Origin of the sequence: Jiangella mangrovi, assembly GCF_014204975.1 — a bacterium.
GTDB classification, from domain to species: domain Bacteria; phylum Actinomycetota; class Actinomycetes; order Jiangellales; family Jiangellaceae; genus Jiangella; species Jiangella mangrovi.
The window spans coordinates 2222520-2239225 of sequence record NZ_JACHMM010000001.1 but is presented as its reverse complement, the minus strand read 5'-3'; the positions used below and the strand labels follow the sequence as shown (position 1 = coordinate 2239225).

Here is a 16706-nt window from a genome sequence, read left to right as displayed (position 1 = left end):
ATGGCGTTGACTCGAACCGCACCGGGCCGGGCCCGCACCGCGCGGGCCCGGCCCCCGGGCTCCGGCGGCTCCGGCTGGCGGCGCCGCCGCGACGTGATCGGCCTGGTGTTCGCGCTGCCCGCGCTGGTGCTCTTCGCGGCGTTCGCGATCTACCCGATGCTGCGGGTGTTCCAACTGAGCCTGTACGACTACAACCTGACCAGCCCGCCGGTCTGGGTCGGGCTGGACAACTTCCGCTTCCTCTTCGGCGACGAGCGGTTCCTGGCGTCGCTCGGCGCCTCGCTGTTCTACGTGGTCGTCACCTACGGGCCCGCGGTGCTGCTGGCGCTGGTCCTGGCGCTCGGCCTGAACACGCGGATGCGCGGCAGCGCGTTCGTGCGGCTGCTGTACTTCGCGCCTGTCGCGACGTCGTGGGTGGCGGTGTCGGTCATCTGGCGGCTGGTCCTGCAGCCCGAGGGACTGCTCAACCAGACCCTGAACACCGACCTCCCGTGGCTGACGTCGAGCACCTGGGCGAAGTGGGCCATCGCGATCGCCGCGATCTGGAAGGAGGTCGGGTTCTTCCTCATCATCTTCCTGGCCGGCCTGCAGAACATCCCGAAGGACCTGCAGGAGGCGGCCTCGCTCGACGGCGCCGGCTCGCTGCGGCGGCTGCGCTACGTGACCCTGCCGCTGCTCAAGCCGATCACCGTCGTCGTCCTGGTCATGGCCGTGATCCGCGGCTTCCAGTCGTTCAGCCCGCAGGTGGTGCTCACCGGCGGCAGCTTCGGCACCGAGGTGATCAACCTGTTCGTGTACAAGACGGCGTTCGCCAGCGCCCGCATGGGCCGCGCGTCCGCCGTCGCCGTCCTCATGTTCATCCTGCTGCTGATGGTGACGTTCGTGCAGCTCCGCGCCTTGAGGAAGTCGGCATGAGCGCCGGGGTGATGGAACGGACGGCGTCGCCGTCGCGCCCGGTGTCGCGGAAGCGCCGGCCGGTCGGCAAGGTCGTCGTGTTTGTCCTGCTACTCGCCGGCGGGCTGGTGTTCGCGTCGGTGTTCCTCTACGCGGCGCTGTCGGCGGTGAAGCCGGCCGACGAGATCCTGGCCAGCCCCATGCGCTGGCTGCCGTCGCAGTGGCTCTGGGGCAACTTCGCGCTGCCGTTCGAGCAGGCGCCGTTCGCGCGCTACTACCTCAACAGCACCGTGGTCGGTGTCTCGGTGACGGTGCTCAACGTCGTCACCTGCACGCTGGCGGGCTACAGCTTCTCGAAGTTCGCCTACCGCGGCCGCAACGTGCTGTTCCTCGTCGTGCTGGCGACGCTGATGGTGCCGCTCGAGGTCATCTACGTCCCGCTGTACGCGCTGGTCTTCGACCTCGGCTGGGTCAACAGCTTCGCCGGGCTGATCGTCCCGTCGGCCACCAGCGCGTTCGGGATCTTCCTCATGCGCCAGAGCATCGAGGGACTGCCGGACGAGCTGCTGGAGGCGGCCCGCATCGACGGCGCCGGCGAGCTGCGGATCCTCTGGCACGTCGTGGCGCCGATGATGGTCTCGCCCATGGCGGCGCTGGCACTGTTCATCTTCATGACCAACTGGGACAGCCACCTGTGGCCGCTGCTCGTCGGCAACGACGCCGACCACCAGACGCTGCCGGTCGGGCTGGCGGCGATGCAGGCGAACAACCTGGGCTCCGGCGGCATCCCGATGATGATGGCCGCGGCGCTGCTGGCCCTGCTGCCCACGCTGCTGCTCTTCCTCGTCCTGCAGCGCAAGTTCGTCGAAGGGATCACGATGACGGCGGGGATCAAGTGAGCCTGGAACTGGCCGTCGACGGCGGGCAGACGAACCTGCGCATGGCCCTGGTGAAGGACGGCGCCGCCGCCGAGATCGCGCACGCCGGCGGCTTCGCCTACAGCGGCCAGACCGACCTGCTCGACAGCGTCGCCGACGCGGTGACCGAGGCGTTCGAGGCCCTCGGCGCGCCGGCCGGCATCGAGCGGATCTGCCTCGGGCTCACCGCGGCGCCGCTGCAGCCGGACCGGCGGTTCCGGCTGGCCGAGCGGATCCGCGACCGCCTCGGCGGCGCGGAGGTCTGGCTCGGGCCGGACATGGTGACGGCGCACGCGGGGGCGCTCGGCGGTGCGGCCGGGGTCGTGACGACGGCCGGCACCGGCGTGGTCTGCCTCGGCATCTCCCCCGACGGGTCCGCGCACCAGGCCGACGGCCACGGCTACCTGCTGGGCGACTCCGGCAGCGGGTTCGCCGTCGGGCGCGCGGCGCTGCGCGCGGTCATGGCCGAGCGCGACGGCCGCGGCGCGGCCACGGCGCTGACCGACGCGGCTCGCGAGGCGTTCGGCGACCTCGCCGGGTTGTCGCAGCGCATCTACACCTCCACCGCTCCGGTGCGGATCGTCGCGAGCTGCACGTCCTGGGCGGCCGCGGTCGCCCGGTCCGGCGACCCAGTGGCACGGGCCATCTGGGCCGGCGCCGTCGAGGACCTGGTCGAGACGACGGCCGCCGTGCTGGCCCGGGCGTTCCCGGACGGCGGCCCGGACGTCGCGCTGTCCTACACCGGCGGGCTGTTCACCATCGACGACCTCGTGCGCCGGCCGTTCGTCGACGCCGTCCACGCGCGGTTCCCGGGCGTGCGGGTGCACGAGCCGCTGGGCAACCCGCTCGACGGCGCCGTCCGGCTGCTGGCCGGCGGGCTCGGACCGTACGCACCGCTGATGCTGACCGCCGGGAGTGACGCCCATGTCTGACGCCGTGTTCCCGCTCCGCTCCGTCGTGGTCTCCTGCCAGGCGCAGCGCGACAGCCCCTTGTACGGGCCGGGCCCGATGGCGCTCATGGCCCGGGCGGCCGCGGCCGGCGGCGCCGCCGGGATCCGGGCCAACGGGCCGGCCGACGTGGCCGCCATCAGCGCCGTCGTCGACCTGCCGATCCTGGGCATCAACAAGACCGGCGACCGCGACGGCGTGTACATCACGCCCACGTTCGAGTCGGCCGCGGCGGTGGTGCGGGCCGGGGCGACGGCGGTGGCGCTCGACGGGACGGCGCGGCCGCGACCCGATGGCGGCTCGCTGGGCGAGCTGGTGGCCCGGATCCACGACGAGCTGGGCGTCCCCGTCATGGCCGACGTCGACTCGCTGGACGCCGGCCGGTATGCCCGGGCGGCCGGCGCCGACCTGGTCGGGACGACGCTGTCGGGCTACACCGGGGCGCCCGGTGGCGACGGGCCGGACCTCGCCCTGGTGCGGACGCTGGCCGACGAGCTGGACTGCCCGATCGTCGCCGAGGGCCGGTTCTGGACCCGCGAGGAGGTGCTCGCCGGCTTCGAGGCCGGCGCGCACACCGTCGTTGTCGGGACCGCGATCACCAACCCGACGGCCATCACCCGGCGCCTGGTCGAGGCGGTGCGATGAGGGCCGGCCACGGGACCGCGCTGCTGAGCGTGCCCGACGGCACGCCGATGGGCGGGTACGCGGCGCGGACCGGCGGATCGTCCAGCGAGCTGGCGCCGCTGCAGGTCGACTGCGTGTCGATCGCCTCGGGCGCGGACCGGTTCCTGCTGGTCGTGGCCGAGTTGGTGGGCGTCAACGCCGACCTCGCGGCGGAGATCCGCCGGCGGGTCCCCGGGGAGGTCTGGATCTCTGCGACCCACACGCACTCCGGCCCCGACGTCGGCACCCGGCCCGGCGGCGGCACCACGCCCGCGGCCTGGGTCGACGCCGTCGCCGACGCGGCGGCCGAGGCGGCCCGGCGGGCGGTGGCGTCGGAGGCCGAGTGCCTCGGCAGCCACCACGACGGCCGGCTCGACGGCGTCGGGGCCCGGCGCAGCGTCGACACCGGCGAGCGATCGGTATCGGTGGACGTCCTGCGCTTCGCCGGCGCCGACGGCCGCACCGTGGGCGTGCTGGCGGTGGTGCCGGTCCACCCGACGGTGCTCCCGGCGTCGTCCTGCGCGGTCAGCGGCGACCTCGCGGCGTGGATCCGGGAGGAGCTGCGGGCGCGGCTCGGCGGGTCTGCATGGGTGGTGGTCGCGACCGGCGCTGCCGGCGACATCAGCACCCGCTGGACCCGGGCGGGGCAGACCGAGGCCGACGGACGGAAGCTGGCCGGGCTGGCGGCGGACCAGGTCGCCGGCTTGCTCGCGGCCGGTCCCGGACGGGCCTGGACCGCCGACGACGGCATCGTCGCGGACCGGCACACGCTGACGCTGCCGGCCCGGCAGGACGACCGGGGCCGGCTCGACGGGCTGCGCGCCGCCTTCGCCGCCCAACTGGCCGGGGTGGCGCCCGACGGACCCGCGGGCCGAGCCGCGCTCACGGCGCTGCAGGGCATCGACGCGGCCGCCGCCCGCACCCGCGACGCGACCGCAGCTGACGCCGTCACCCCCGAGGCCGTGGCCCTGGAGCTCGCCGTCGCCCGGCTGGGCGACCTGACCCTGCACGGCATCGGCGGCGAGCCGTTCCTGTCTCTGCGCGACGCCGCGGCGCCGGCCGTCCTGCTGGGGTACGCGAACGGCTACGCCGGCTACCTCCCCGCGGCGGCGGACTTCGAGACGCCCGCCTACGAGGTGCTCATCTCCCCCTTCCGTCCCGACGCCGCCGACCACGTCGCCGGGGCCCTGCACGAGCTCGCCCATCGATCCACCCACGGAGGCTGATCACGTGACCACCACCGACCTCGAGCCGATCGGCCAGCCGGCCGCCGCGCGGATCCTGCGGGAGGCCGCCGACCGGCTGATCGCCACGCAGGCCGAGGCCATCTCCGCGGCCGCGCGCCTGGTCGCCGACGGGCTGCGCGCCGGTGGGCTGATCCAGGCGTTCGCCACCGGGCACTCCCGCTCGATCACCGCCGAGATCGTCGGCCGCGCGGGCGGGCTCGTCCCGGCGAACGCGCTGTCCATCAAGGACCTCGTCATGTACGGCGGCGCGGACCCGCGCGAGATCCTCGACCCCACCGTCGAGCGCGACCCGGCGCTCGCCCAGCGCATCCTCGACCTCGCCGAGATCCATCCCAGCGACGTCTTCGTCATCACCTCGAACTCCGGCGGCAACGGCTCCGTCGTCGAGATGGCGCGGCTGGCGAAGGCCGCCGGGCACCCCGTCATCGCGATCACGTCGGCCGAGCACAGCAGCCAGATCACGTCGCGCCACCCGTCCGGCCAGCGGCTGTTCGAGCTGGCCGACGTGGTGATCGACAACGGCTCCCCGCGCGGCGACGCGGCCCTCGCGCTGCCGACGGGCGTGCGCATCACGCCGACGTCCTCGCTGACCGGCGTGTTGATCGCCCAGCTGCTGGTGACGGAGGTGTGCGGGCTGCTGCTCGCGGCCGGCGAGGACTTGCCGGTGCTGGTCTCGGCGAACGTCCCCGAGGGCGACGCGCACAACGAGGCTCTGTTCGCCCGGTACGGCTCGCGGCTGCGCCCGTCCGAGCCGTGACCGGGCCCGTCGCTCAGCCGGTGAGCGCGTCGACGACGATCTCGGTGGCGGCGGCGATCAGCGCCGGGTCGGACTCCGGCTCGGGGTCGAGCCGGTTGCTGTAGACGGCGAGCACGATCGGGGCGGCGCCGGGCGGGGTGATGACGGCGATGTCGTTGCGCCCGCCGTGCGAGGCCGAGCCGGTCTTGTCCGCGACCACCCAGGCCTCCGGGACGCCGGCCCGGATCAGCTCGTCGCCGGTGGTGTTGTCGCGCATGGCGCCGACGAGGACGGCTCGGTCCTCGTCGGCGAGCAGGTCGCCGAGCGCGAGTGCCTCGAGGTTCGCCGCCATGGCCCGCGGCGTGGTGGTGTCGCGGGTCTCGCCGGGGACCCAGTCGCTGAGATCGGGCTCGATGCGGTCGAACGACGTGGTGTCGTCGCCGAAGCCGCGCACGGCCGCCTCGAGCCCGTCCGGCCCGCCGACCTGCTCGAACAGCAGGTTCGCGGCGGTGTTGTCGCTGACGGTGATGGCGGCGCGGATCACCTCGAGCAGCGTCAGCCCGGCGCCGGCCGCCAGCTCTGTGACGGGCGAGTACCCGACGACGTCGGCGGCGTCGTAGACGATGACCTCGTCGAGATCGGCGGCGTCTGTCGCCTGCAGGACGGCCGCGGCCGAGAGCGCCTTGTGCGTCGAGGCGAAGGCGAAGCGCTCGTCCGCGCGGTACTCGACCACCTCCCGGCTCCCGGTGTCGACGGCGTACACGCCCAGCCGGGCGGCGAACTCGTCCTCGAGGGCGGCCAGCGCGGCCATGACCGCGGGGTCGGTGGTGGGTGTGGGGGTCGCCGACGGGGTCGTGCTCGGCGACGTCGCAGCCGGTGCACGGCTCGCGGCCGGGGTCGCGGGCTCGCCCGCGGAGCATCCGGCGAGGACGACGGCCGCGAGGACCGGGAGGATCGTGAGTGCGCGCACCTCGTCAGGTCCAGACCAGACCGGAGCGGTTCGCCCAGTAGAAGGCCGGGTCCTCCGCCAGGTCCTCCAGCGCCGCGCCGTCGGACTCCGGCGCCCGCAGGTTGCTGAGCAGCTGGTCGACGGTAGTGGCGCCGCTCAGGGCGATGTCGACGAACGGCTGCCGCAGGACGACGCCGAGCGCCAGCGCGTCGGGAGCGACCCCCGCCGCGTCGGCCGCCGCGCGGAACGGTGCGACGTCGCCGCGCCCGGTGAGCCGGCCGTTGGCCAGCGTCTCCTTGGCGACCACGAACCAGCCGGCGTCGTGCGCGCGGGCCAGGGCCGGCCCGGCCGACGGCTCGAGCAGGTTCCACGTCGCCTGCACCGCGCCGAACGGGGCCGCCGCGTCCGCCGTCAGCGCCAGGGCCCGGTCGATCACCGCCGCCTGGTCCGGTCCGCTCGACGAGAAGCCGACCCGGACGCCGTCGGCGGCCAGCTCCGCGAGCCGGTCCAGCAGGACGCGGTCGCCGAGGGCCGGGCTGTCGGAGGTGAGGCTGTGCACGAGGTAGACGTCCGGCGGCCCGCCCAGCGCGTCGAGCGTCTCCTGCCACTGCCGCTCGAAGGTCGCCGCCGAGTGGTCCTTGACCTCGTGCACGGCGGCATCGACACGCCAGTCGGCCGTATAGGTGTAGCCCCACTTCGAGCCGACCGTCAGCTCGGCCCGGCGGCCGGGACGCGCCGCCAGCCACTCGCCGAGGAATCGCTCGGCCAGGCCGTACGAGCGGGCGGCGTCGACGTAGCGCACCCCGGCGGCCCAGGCGGCGTCGAGGACGGCGTGCGTGCGGTCGCGCAGTTCGTCGACGCTCGCCGACGCGGTGAAGTCGCGGCCGTGGCCGAGCGTGAGGTACCCCGGCCGGCCGAGAGCGGCCAGCCCGAGCCCGATGCCGCGGACGGCGAGCGGATCGCGCGGCGACGTCATCGGGCCAGCGTAGCCACCGGCGGTCAGAGCGACCGCAGGGGCAGGTTCACCCGGATCTCGGTTCCGCCACCGACCGGGCTGGCCACCCGCATGGCACCGCCGAGCGACTCGACCCGGTCGTAGAGGCCGGTGAGCCCGGTGCCGCGGGACAGGTCGGCGCCGCCGTCGCCGTCGTCGCCCACGACCAGGTGCAGGGCGCCGTCTCGCTCCTCGACGAGGATCTCGATGTGCTCGGCGTTCGCATGCTTGACGGTGTTCGTCAGCGCCTCGGAGGCGACGTAGTAGGCGGCCACCTCGACGGCGTCGCGGTAACGGCTGCCGAGGCGGACGGTGAGGTCGACGGGGACCGGCGAGCGGCGGGCCAGCGTACGCAGCGCCGGCCCGAGACCGCCCTCGGACAGGATCGCCGGGTGGATGCCGCGCGACAGCTCGCGCAGCTGGTCGAGGACCTCGGTGACGTCGTCGGCGAGCCGGCCGACCGCCGCGCTCAGCGCCGGCAGGTCGCGCGGCACCTCGGCCTGGGTGTTGCGCAGCTCCAGCGCCAGCGCGACCAGCCGCTGCTGGGCGCCGTCGTGCAGGTCGCGCTCGAGCCGGCGACGGGTCGCGTCGGCCGCGGCGATGACGCGGGCGCGCGACGCGGCCAGCTGGGTGCGGCTCTCGGTGTTGGCGATGGCGGTGGCCACGATCTCGGTGAACGCGATCAGCCGCTCCTCGGTCTCGGCGGGGAGCAGGCCGGTGCGCGACGCCACGCCGATGCTGCCCCACAGCCGCGACTCGACGGCGATCGGGCTGGCCACCGCCGACCGGACCCCCTCGGTGCGCAGGCTCGGCGGGAGCTCCTGGATCACGGTGACGCCGGAGTAGTCCAGGCGGGCGGACCTGCCCGTGAGCCGCACGTTCTCGATGACCGACGGCTGCTCGGGAAACCACTTCGATCCGGGCTTGCGCCGGTCCGGGTCGCGCCAGCCGCGCGCGGCGAGGTAGGTCGCCGAGCCGTCGCTCTCGAACCGCAGCACCGAGGTGCAGTCGGCGCCCAGCAGCGTGCGGACCTGGTCGGCCACGATCGCGAAGACCGGGCTCGGATCGGCGTCGCCGCGGGCGGCCAGCGTCGCGACCCGGCGCAGCGCGGCCTGTTCGTCGGCACTGCGCCGCAGCCCGGACCGTGCCTCGGCGTTGGTGACGGCGGTGGCCACCAGGTCCGTGAAGCGCTGGATCCGGGCCTCCGTCCCCGGCGGGAACGCGCGGCTGCTCTTCGACGAGGCGGCGGCGACGCCCCACAGGTGCCCGTCGACGATGATCGGGCAGCCGATCGACGTGCGGATGCCCAGTTCGCGGGCCTCCGCGGCGATCGCGCCGTCCTCGAACATGAAGCTGGCGATCCTGGCCGGCCCGCCTGTGCGCAGGACGTCGCGGGCGACGCTGGCGCCGTCGAGCTCGATCCGCGTGCCGACGGCTAGCCGCACGGGCACCCGTCCCCACGAGCCGACGCCGGTCACCGTCCCGTCGGGCTCGTAGCGCTCCAGCCGGGCGAGGTCGGCGTCGCAGAGCAGTCCGACCTCGCGGCAGACCGCCTCGAACAGCTCGGGGGCCGGTACACCCTCGGCGACCAGCGTCGCGACCCGACGCAGCGCGGACTGCTCTCCGGCGAGCTCCTGCGCCGCCCGCGCGGACCGCCGCAGTCCCGCCGCCAGCCCGGCCACCACGACCGCCGTCGCGACGAACACCCCGAGCGCCACCAGCGCCGGGCCCTCGCTCTGCGGCGGTGCGATGACCAGCACGAACGTCGTCACGGCGAGGGCCGAGACCAGTACCGCGGGTCCCGCGCCCCAGCGGATCGCCACGGGCAGGACGGCCAGCAGGTAGACGATCAGCAGGCCGCGCGGCGGGAGTCGCTGGTTCAGCAGCCAGACCGCTCCGGTGGCGACGATGACCAGGACGAGGCCGGTGGCCGCCCCACCCACCCAGCGCTGCAGCGGCCGGCCGGTCAGTGGTCCTGACGCCTCACTGTTCTCCTGCCGCCACCACATCTCGCACGGCCCTCGCCGACAGGTCGGCCTTCCAGACGAACCCGGCTGCGGGACTGGCCGACACCAGCTCCGCGACGTCCTCTTCCCGATGCGTGGAGATCAGCACGACGTGCGGGCCCGACGGTGTGGCCGCGACGATCCGGCGGACGAGGTCGAGACCACTCTCGGAGCCCAGGGCGATGTCGACCAGTACGACGTCCGGCTTCAGGGCGTCGATGGTCTCGAGGGCCTCGGTCGTCGTGGTCGCCGTCCCCACCACCTCCAGGCCGCCGCGCTCGAGGCTCGAGCGCGCTACCGCCAGGAAACGCTCGTTGTCGTCCACGATGACACAGCGCCGCACCACTCCACCAGCATTGCACCACGGCATAGCTGGAGCATGCCTGCTAACGGGAAACCCGGCCGGGGCCAAAGGTCCGCACCGAGAGGAACTCCTGCATGGCCGTCGCCGCGTCCCGCAGGCGCTGCGACAGGTGCAGCGCCTGCTGGACGTCCAGGGCGTATTCCTCGACGTCGCCGCCGTCGCCGGCCAGGCGGACACGGAGAAGGCCGGTGTGGTGTTCTCCGTGCACGGTGGCCGGCTGCGGGGGGCCGGCGGCGGCGTCGAGGTCGGCGCGGTGGTCGGCCGCGCGCTGGCCGGCGAGGAGGGGATCGCCGGCCGGTGCGTCATGGCGCCAGGGGTCAGCGCTGGGGGGGTCCGGCTTCCTGCCGGGCACCACGACGTCATGGGCGTCCAACGCGAGCGCAGAGCTCCCGTTGTGCCGGAACAGCGGAACCACGTCGGCCGAGCGGTGCATCGGGACCTCCTCACGGTGCGTTGTGACGTTCGCTCCAGCGTTCCTCGTTGGGTGCTGCCGGCACATCGAGGCCAGCAGCCATCTCCGGCTGCGGCCAGCAGGCATCGCGTCTTCCTGCTAGCCGGTAGACGGGGTTGGCGGCTGACCCTGACGACACCGGCCGCGGTGCGGGCGGATCCTGGTCGGGCAAGGGGGTGGAAGGAGAACCCGACATGCTGGCTCACGACGAGGACCTGTCGACACAGGACCTCCTGCAGATGCTCAACGTGCCGCTCGACGCGATCCCGTCGGTCGTGCGCGAGGCGGGACGGCTGTTGTCCGCCCGCGTCCCCTCGGCCGTCGACGACTGACCCCGGGTTTCCGCGGTCGCCCCTACTCGCCGCGCTGCTCGAGGAACGTGAGCACGGCCAGCACCCGCCGGTGGTCCTCGTCGGTCTCCGGCAGGTCCAGCTTGGTGAGGATGCTGCGCACGTGCTTCTCGACGGTCCCCTCGGTGACCCAGAGCCGCCGCGCCACCCCGGCGTTCGAGCGCCCCTCGGCGACCAGCGCGAGCACCTCGCGTTCGCGGTCGGTGAGGACCGCGAGCGGATCGTGTCGCCGTCGGGCCCCGACCAGTTCCTGCACCAGTGCCGGGTCGACGACGGACGCCCCGCGCGCCACCCGTTCCAGCGTGTCGACGAACTCCGCGACGTCGGTGACCCGGGTCTTCAGCAGGTAGCCGATGCCGCCGCCGCTGGCGAGCAGCTGCATCGCGTGCTCGACCTCGGCATGCGCCGAGAGCACCATGATCGCGACCTCGGGGTGGTCGCGGCGGATCGCGTGCGCGGCCTCCAGCCCCTCGGTCGAGTGGTCCGGCGGCATCCTGATGTCGACGACGACGAGCTCCGGCGTGGGTTCGAGGTCGTCGACCAGACCGAGCAGCTCCGGCGCGTCGCCCGCCTGCGCGACGACGTCGAACCCCGAACGCTCGAGCAGGCTCGCCAGGCCCTCCCGCAGGAGGACGTCGTCGTCGGCGATGACGACCCGGATCGCGCTCATCGGTCCACCACCTCGACCCCCTGGGCCCCTCGTGCGGGTCCCACCCCAGTCTGGCAGCGAACGGCCGGTTCGGAACCGGTCAGAATTCGTAGTGCAGGACGATCGTCCCCGTCCGCCGGTGGTAGCGCCGCCAGCCCGGCGGGAACTCGGCGACCTCGGGCTCCCGGCTGAGCAGGATCTCCCTGACCAGCCTCAGCTTCGGGTTCCAGCGTTCCGGCGCCCGCGGGTCGTCCATGCCGGCGAACGTGACGAGGTCGGCGACGGTCTTGGTGCCGCGGGCATGCTTGGCGATCCAGATGGCGAACCTCGTGTAGCTGTTGAACGCGATCTCGCCCGTGGAGAAGTGGTCGATGAGCCTCGTCCACAGCGTCACCAGCTCGTCCTGGCTGAGGAACGCCATCATCCCGTCGGCGACGATCACCGCCGGCCGGCCCGCGGGGACGGCGTCCAGCCAGCCCGGGTCCCGCACGTCGGCGGCGATGACATGTGCGCCGGCCCGCTCGTCGAGCACCTCGCGCCTGGTCTCAGTGACCGCCGGGAACTCGACGTCGTACCAGTCGACGGTCTCCGGCGGATCGAGCCGGAACACCCGCGAGTCCAGCCCGGCCCCCAGATCCAGCCCGACGGCATCGGGATGGCGCGCGATGAAGCTCCCGGCCACCTGGTCCAGCTTCCGCGCCCTCAGGGCGACGTTGAGGATCAGATTCGTGTCCGGGTGGAGCTGGGTGAAGTCGTAGTCGAGCTCGCCGACCAGCCGGTCGGCGACCTCGTCGCCCAGGATCGGCTGCGGCCTGCGATCGTCGAGCGCCCTGGCGTAGAGGGTGAGGAACAGACTGTCCTCGAGCGGCGTGAAGGCCGGAAGTGCGACGGCCATGGGATCGACCCCCTCACGGAAGGTTCGACCCTTCCGGCCGCGGGGTCCCCCTGCCTCACCCCAAGCGGATGATTCCGGCCTTGCCTCGCCACATTGCGCAACCGACGGTTGCGCCATTCGCGACCCATGTGGCAGAGTCGACCGCGCAACCGATGGTTGCTTGTTGGCTCATCGCATGGAGGACACACATGAGCGGGCTGCTGCTCGAGAACAAGAACGCCGTCGTCTACGGAGGCGGGGGTGCCATCGGCGGCGCCATCGCGCGGGTCTTCGTCCGTGAGGGCGCGCACGTCTTCGTCGCCGGCCGGACGCGGGCGCGACTCGACGCCGTCGCAGACGACATCGCCGCCACGGGCGGCACCGTCGAGACCGCGCAGGTCGACGTGCTCGATGAAGCGGCGGTCGAGAAGCACGCCGACGACGTCGCGGCCGCGGCCGGCGGCATCGACGTCGCGGTCAACGCCGTGAGCGTCATGCACGATCAGGGGACGATGCTGGCGGACCTCTCGCTCGAGGAGTTCATGCGGCCGATCGACGGCTTCCTGCGGACGCTCTTCATCACCAGCAAGGCGGTGGCCCGGCACATGGGCGGCGAGCGTCCCGGCGTCATCCTGACGTTGTCGGAGCCGGGCTCCAAGCTGGCGGTGGGCGGCATCCTGGGGCACGCCGTCAGCGCGGCCGGCAAAGAGGCCTTCTCGCGGGTCCTGGCCGCGGAACTGGCACCCCGCAACGTCCGGGTCATCGGCATCCGCCCGCACGCCGTCGTCGACGGGCCGGCGGCGGGCTCGTACACAGGCGAGCTCTTCGAACGGATCGCGGCCGGCGCGGGCCAGTCGGTCCAGGAGCTGCTCGAGAACGGGATGGCGCAGGGGACGCTGCTGAAGCGCCTGCCCACGCTGTCGGAGATCGCCGAGACGGCCGCGTTCCTCGCGTCGGATCGAGCGGGATCCATGACCGGCACGATCGCGAACCTGTCCGGCGGCGCCCTGGTCGACTGACGGCCGCGATGCGGCCGGGTCCACTCCCACATCTCACGTTCTCGCCTCGCGGCACGTCTTCCAGACGGAGATGCGAGGAGGGAACTTCCATGAACGTGCGCCACGTCGTGCTGGACAGCAGTCTCGGGCCGCTCACCGTCGTCGCCGAGGATGGCGCGATCACCGGGCTGTACTTCCGCCACCACATCCGTCGCCCCTCGGCCGAGACGTTCGGGCCGGAGGTGCCGGTGTCGGAGGACGCGCTGCTGAACGAGGCGTCCACCCAGCTGCACGAGTATCTCGGCGGGGAACGTCGCGAGTTCGACCTGCCGCTGGCCCCGGAGGGCGACGACTTCCAGGACGCCGTCCGGACGATCGTCGAGGACATCCCGTTCGGCGAGACGACCACGTACGGGCAGATCGCCGAGCTGCTCGGTGACCGCCGGCGTGCGTGGGACGTCGGGCAGGCCGTCGGCGCGAACCCGTTGTGCATCGTCGTGCCGTGCCACCGGGTCGTCGGCGCCAACGGCTCCCTCACCGGTTACGCGGGCGGGCTGAAGCGCAAGAAGGCGCTGCTCGAGCTCGAGGAGCCGGCCCCGGTGAGTGCTGGACGGTTGTTCTGACGGCGCGATCTCACGCGCACGGCCATGGACACGTCTTCAATGGGATGGACATGAAACCGCCGTTCGAGAAGGTCGTCGCGCAGCACGGCGCAACCGTGCTGCGCGTCTGCCGTGTCCTCCTCGACACGCACGACGCCGATGACGCCTGGTCGGAGACGTTCCTCGCCGCGATGCGCGCCTACCCGGACCTGCCCGGCACCGCCAACGTCGAGGCGTGGCTGGTGACGATCGCGCACCGCAAGGCCATCGACGTGCTGCGGGCCGCGAAACGCAACCCGCTGCCCGTCGAGGAGATGCCGGAAGGGCAGGCCGCGATCGGCCCACCGGACGGCGAGGACGCGGAGCTGTGGGCCGCGGTCAGCCGGCTGCCGACCAAGCAGCGCCAGGCCATCGCCTATCACCACGTGGCCGGGCTCCCCTACGCCAAGATCGCGAAGATCCTCGGCGGCACTGTCGAGGCCGCACGGAGGGCCGCCGCGGACGGCATCAAGAACCTCCGCACCACCTATCCGGGCGCGAAGCCGAAGGGAGAATCATGAACCCGAGCACCGGCGATGACCAGCTCATCGACCTCCTGAAGGCGCCCGTCGACGCCGAGACACTGAACGGGCTGCACGCGCGGCTGGAGCGCGAGGCCGAGGAGGCCGCCTTGCTCGACGTGGCCTACACCACCGTCGGCTCCCCCGTCGGCGAGCTGCTGCTGGCGGCCACGCCGCGGGGGCTGATCCGGGTCGCGTACGCCAGCGAGGACCACGAGAAGGTGCTCGACACCCTCGCTCGCAAGGTGAGCCACCGCATCCTGCGGACGCCGAGGCGACTCGACCGCGTCGCACGGGAGCTGGACGAGTACTTCGACAAGCGCCGCCGCGCGTTCGACCTCGACCTCGACCTGTCGCTGTCCCATGGCTTCCGGCAGCTGGTGCAACAGCACCTGCCGGAGATCGGCTACGGGCAGACCCGCAGCTACCGCCAGGTCGCCGAGCTCGTCGGCAATCCGAACGCCGTCCGCGCCGTCGGCACCGCCTGCGCGACGAACCCGCTGCCGGTGGTCGTGCCGTGCCACCGGGTGCTGCGCACCGACGGCACCCTCGGCGGCTACATCGGCGGGCTGGAGGCCAAGACCGCCCTGCTGGAACTGGAGGCAGCATGAACCCCGCCCGGACGACCACCACCACCGACCGGTGGCGCGAACGCGTGGACGGCGGCGACTGGGACACGATCACCCGCGAGCTCGACGAGTACGGCGGCGCCCTGCTGTCGCAACTGCTGGCCCCCGAGGAGGCTGCGCGGATCCGTGAGCTCTACGACCACGACGACCTGTTCCGCAGCACCATCACCATGGGTCGCCACCGCTTCGGCGAGGGCGAGTACCGGTACTTCGCCACCCCGTACCCCGAGCCGGTCGAGCGGCTGAAGCAGGCGCTCTACCCTCGGCTGCTACCGATCGCGCGGGACTGGTGGGGCAGGCTCGGGCGACCGGCGCCGTGGCCGGACACCCTGGACGAGTGGCTGCGGATGTGTCACGAGGCCGGCCAGACGAAGTCGTCGGCGATCCTGTTGCGCTACGGCGCGAACGACTGGAACGCGCTGCACCGCGACCTGTACGGGGACCTGGTGTTCCCGCTCCAGGTGGTCGTCAACCTGAACGAGCCGGGCGTGGACCACACCGGTGGCGAGTTCCTGCTGCTGGAGCAGCGGCCCCGGGCACAGTCGCGCGGCACCGCGACCCTGCTGCCGCACGGTCACGGGTACGTGTTCACCACCCGTGACCGGCCCGTGCGATCCGCCCGCGGATGGTCCGCCGCTCCCGTGCGCCACGGCGTGTCAGCGATCCGCTCGGGCGAACGGCACACGCTCGCCCTCGTCTTCCATGACGCCGCATGATCATCGCGTGGAGTTCCCACAGAGCATGATCGCATCACGACAGATGGATGATCGACATGCCGCTGAACTGTGTCGGGGTGACAGGATTTGAACCTGCGACCTCTTCGTCCCGAACGAAGCGCGCTACCAAGCTGCGCCACACCCCGAAGTGCTGAGTCAGCATATCCGAGCCGGGCGCAGGATCGAAATCCGGTTCAGCACTCGGTCGCCCAGCCGGAGAACGACCCGGCTCAGCGCTCGCCCGTCAGCGTCAGCAGGGTCGCCTCGGGCGGGCAGGCGAAGCGGACCCGCGCATACGGCGAGGTACCCAGGCCGGCCGAGACGTGCATCCACGAAGCCCCCGCGCCGCCCGCACGCGGGTGCCGGGACACGCCCTTGACGCGGGCGGTGTCGAGGTCGCAGTTGGTGACCAGTGCACCCAGGCCGGGCACGCAGAGCTGGCCGCCGTGAGTGTGGCCCGCGAGCAGCAACTGGTACCCGTCGCGCTGGAAGGCGTCGAGGACACGCAGGTAGGGCGCGTGCGCGACTCCCACGGCGAGATCGGCGCCGGCGGGAGCCCGCCCGGCGACCTCACCCAGCCGGTCGCGGTTCAGGTGCGGGTCGTCGACCCCGGCGAAGACGAGCCGGCGGCCGTCGACCGTCAAGGAGCCGCGGGTGTTCGTGAGGTCGAGCCACCCGGCCGAGCGGAACTCGTCGCGCAGTTCCTTCCACGGCAGGTCGGCGGCGGTGGCGTGGGTGCGGGCGTTCCCGCGCAGGATCTTCTCCAGCGGCAGCAGGTACCGGGCCGGGTTCTTGAACTGCGGCGCGTAGTAGTCGTTGGACCCGAACACGAACACGCCGGGCACCGAGAGCAGAGGACCCAGGGCGTCCAGCACCGTCGGGATCGCCTCGGGGTGCGAGAGGTTGTCGCCGGTGTTGACGACGAGGTCCGGCTCGAGCGCCGCGAGACCGCGGACCCAGGCCGCGCGGCCGCGCATCGACGGCGTGAGGTGCAGGTCGGAGAGGTGCAGCACGCGCAGCGGCCGGCTCCCCGGTGCCAGCACGGGCACGTCGAACCGCCGCAGCCGGTAGGAGCGCACCTCGTAGCCGGCCGAGTAGACGAGCCCGGCCGCGGCCGACGCCGCGAGCCCGAGCGCAACCCCCTTCACGACCATGCCTC

Annotated in this window: 20 protein-coding genes and 1 tRNA gene; 12 read left to right on the top strand and 9 right to left on the bottom strand. The window is 73.1% G+C overall.

Annotated features, from left to right (window positions below; genetic code table 11):
• The 6 genes from HD601_RS10435 to HD601_RS10410 are packed head-to-tail and all read left to right on the top strand — an operon-like array spanning nucleotide 1 to nucleotide 5426.
• The gene (locus tag HD601_RS10435) at nucleotides 1–915 is read left to right on the top strand and encodes a carbohydrate ABC transporter permease (RefSeq protein ID WP_184821624.1); all 915 of its coding nucleotides are present in this window, start codon (nucleotides 1–3) and stop codon (nucleotides 913–915) included.
• A complete protein-coding gene (locus HD601_RS10430) occupies nucleotides 912–1793 on the top strand; it encodes a carbohydrate ABC transporter permease (protein WP_184821623.1) in 882 nt (293 codons plus the stop codon). The genes HD601_RS10435 and HD601_RS10430 overlap by 4 nt, the downstream gene beginning before the upstream one ends.
• On the top strand, nucleotides 1790–2743 hold the full coding sequence (locus HD601_RS10425; RefSeq protein WP_184821621.1) for a BadF/BadG/BcrA/BcrD ATPase family protein: 954 nt from the start codon (nucleotides 1790–1792) through the stop codon (nucleotides 2741–2743). The genes HD601_RS10430 and HD601_RS10425 overlap by 4 nt, the downstream gene beginning before the upstream one ends.
• On the top strand, nucleotides 2736–3404 hold the full coding sequence (locus tag HD601_RS10420) for an N-acetylmannosamine-6-phosphate 2-epimerase (RefSeq protein ID WP_184821619.1): 669 nt from the start codon (nucleotides 2736–2738) through the stop codon (nucleotides 3402–3404). The genes HD601_RS10425 and HD601_RS10420 overlap by 8 nt, the downstream gene beginning before the upstream one ends.
• Complete coding sequence (locus tag HD601_RS10415; protein WP_184821617.1) at nucleotides 3401–4648, top strand: hypothetical protein; 1248 nt, start codon at nucleotides 3401–3403, stop codon at nucleotides 4646–4648. The genes HD601_RS10420 and HD601_RS10415 overlap by 4 nt, the downstream gene beginning before the upstream one ends.
• A 4-nt stretch (nucleotides 4649–4652) precedes the next feature.
• A complete protein-coding gene (locus HD601_RS10410) occupies nucleotides 4653–5426 on the top strand; it encodes a sugar isomerase domain-containing protein (protein ID WP_221440798.1) in 774 nt (257 codons plus the stop codon).
• A 13-nt stretch (nucleotides 5427–5439) separates the two neighbouring features.
• On the opposite strand, the gene bla is transcribed toward HD601_RS10410, so the two are convergent.
• The 5 genes from bla to HD601_RS10385 form a co-directional block, all read right to left on the bottom strand.
• A complete protein-coding gene (gene bla, locus HD601_RS10405) occupies nucleotides 5440–6375 on the bottom strand; it encodes a class A beta-lactamase (protein WP_221440796.1) in 936 nt (311 codons plus the stop codon).
• Nucleotides 6376–6379: 4 nt separating this feature from the next.
• Nucleotides 6380–7330, bottom strand: a complete 951-nt coding sequence (locus HD601_RS10400) for an aldo/keto reductase (RefSeq protein WP_184821615.1) — start codon at nucleotides 7328–7330, stop codon at nucleotides 6380–6382.
• Between the two features lie 23 nt (nucleotides 7331–7353).
• A complete protein-coding gene (locus HD601_RS10395) occupies nucleotides 7354–9357 on the bottom strand; it encodes a GAF domain-containing protein (RefSeq protein WP_184821613.1) in 2004 nt (667 codons plus the stop codon).
• The gene (locus HD601_RS10390) at nucleotides 9332–9679 is read right to left on the bottom strand and encodes a response regulator (protein WP_221440792.1); all 348 of its coding nucleotides are present in this window, start codon (nucleotides 9677–9679) and stop codon (nucleotides 9332–9334) included. Before HD601_RS10390 ends, HD601_RS10395 begins: the two co-directional genes overlap by 26 nt.
• A 61-nt stretch (nucleotides 9680–9740) precedes the next feature.
• A complete protein-coding gene (locus HD601_RS10385; RefSeq protein ID WP_184821603.1) occupies nucleotides 9741–10151 on the bottom strand; it encodes a hypothetical protein in 411 nt (136 codons plus the stop codon).
• Nucleotides 10152–10363: 212 nt separating this feature from the next.
• Here HD601_RS10385 and HD601_RS10380 point away from each other — a divergent pair, with 212 nt between their 5' ends.
• Nucleotides 10364–10501 carry a hypothetical protein gene (locus tag HD601_RS10380; RefSeq protein WP_184821601.1) on the top strand — a complete coding sequence of 46 codons (138 nt, stop codon included), beginning with the start codon at nucleotides 10364–10366 and terminating at the stop codon, nucleotides 10499–10501.
• A gap of 22 nt (nucleotides 10502–10523) precedes the next feature.
• On the opposite strand, the gene HD601_RS10375 is transcribed toward HD601_RS10380, so the two are convergent.
• Both HD601_RS10375 and HD601_RS10370 read right to left on the bottom strand, forming a co-directional pair.
• Entirely contained in the window at nucleotides 10524–11189 is a 666-nt protein-coding gene (locus tag HD601_RS10375) for a response regulator transcription factor (protein WP_184821585.1), read from the bottom strand.
• 79 nt (nucleotides 11190–11268) lie between these two features.
• The gene (locus tag HD601_RS10370; protein WP_184821583.1) at nucleotides 11269–12063 is read right to left on the bottom strand and encodes a class I SAM-dependent methyltransferase; all 795 of its coding nucleotides are present in this window, start codon (nucleotides 12061–12063) and stop codon (nucleotides 11269–11271) included.
• A gap of 188 nt (nucleotides 12064–12251) precedes the next feature.
• Here HD601_RS10370 and HD601_RS10365 point away from each other — a divergent pair, with 188 nt between their 5' ends.
• From HD601_RS10365 to HD601_RS10345, 5 genes are all read left to right on the top strand, one after another.
• Nucleotides 12252–13061, top strand: a complete 810-nt coding sequence (locus HD601_RS10365) for an SDR family NAD(P)-dependent oxidoreductase (protein WP_184821581.1) — start codon at nucleotides 12252–12254, stop codon at nucleotides 13059–13061.
• An 89-nt stretch (nucleotides 13062–13150) separates the two neighbouring features.
• The gene (locus tag HD601_RS10360; RefSeq protein ID WP_184821580.1) at nucleotides 13151–13663 is read left to right on the top strand and encodes a methylated-DNA--[protein]-cysteine S-methyltransferase; all 513 of its coding nucleotides are present in this window, start codon (nucleotides 13151–13153) and stop codon (nucleotides 13661–13663) included.
• 50 nt (nucleotides 13664–13713) lie between these two features.
• A complete protein-coding gene (locus HD601_RS10355) occupies nucleotides 13714–14202 on the top strand; it encodes an RNA polymerase sigma factor (RefSeq protein WP_184821579.1) in 489 nt (162 codons plus the stop codon).
• Nucleotides 14199–14813 carry a methylated-DNA--[protein]-cysteine S-methyltransferase gene (locus HD601_RS10350; RefSeq protein ID WP_184821578.1) on the top strand — a complete coding sequence of 205 codons (615 nt, stop codon included), beginning with the start codon at nucleotides 14199–14201 and terminating at the stop codon, nucleotides 14811–14813. Before HD601_RS10355 ends, HD601_RS10350 begins: the two co-directional genes overlap by 4 nt.
• Complete coding sequence (locus tag HD601_RS10345; protein ID WP_184821577.1) at nucleotides 14810–15547, top strand: 2OG-Fe(II) oxygenase; 738 nt, start codon at nucleotides 14810–14812, stop codon at nucleotides 15545–15547. Before HD601_RS10350 ends, HD601_RS10345 begins: the two co-directional genes overlap by 4 nt.
• Nucleotides 15548–15619: 72 nt before the next feature.
• Here HD601_RS10345 and HD601_RS10340 read toward each other — a convergent pair.
• Both HD601_RS10340 and HD601_RS10335 read right to left on the bottom strand, forming a co-directional pair.
• A tRNA-Pro gene (locus tag HD601_RS10340) sits at nucleotides 15620–15693 on the bottom strand.
• An 84-nt stretch (nucleotides 15694–15777) separates the two neighbouring features.
• Complete coding sequence (locus HD601_RS10335) at nucleotides 15778–16701, bottom strand: metallophosphoesterase (protein ID WP_184821576.1); 924 nt, start codon at nucleotides 16699–16701, stop codon at nucleotides 15778–15780.
• Nucleotides 16702–16706: the final 5 nt, after the last annotated feature.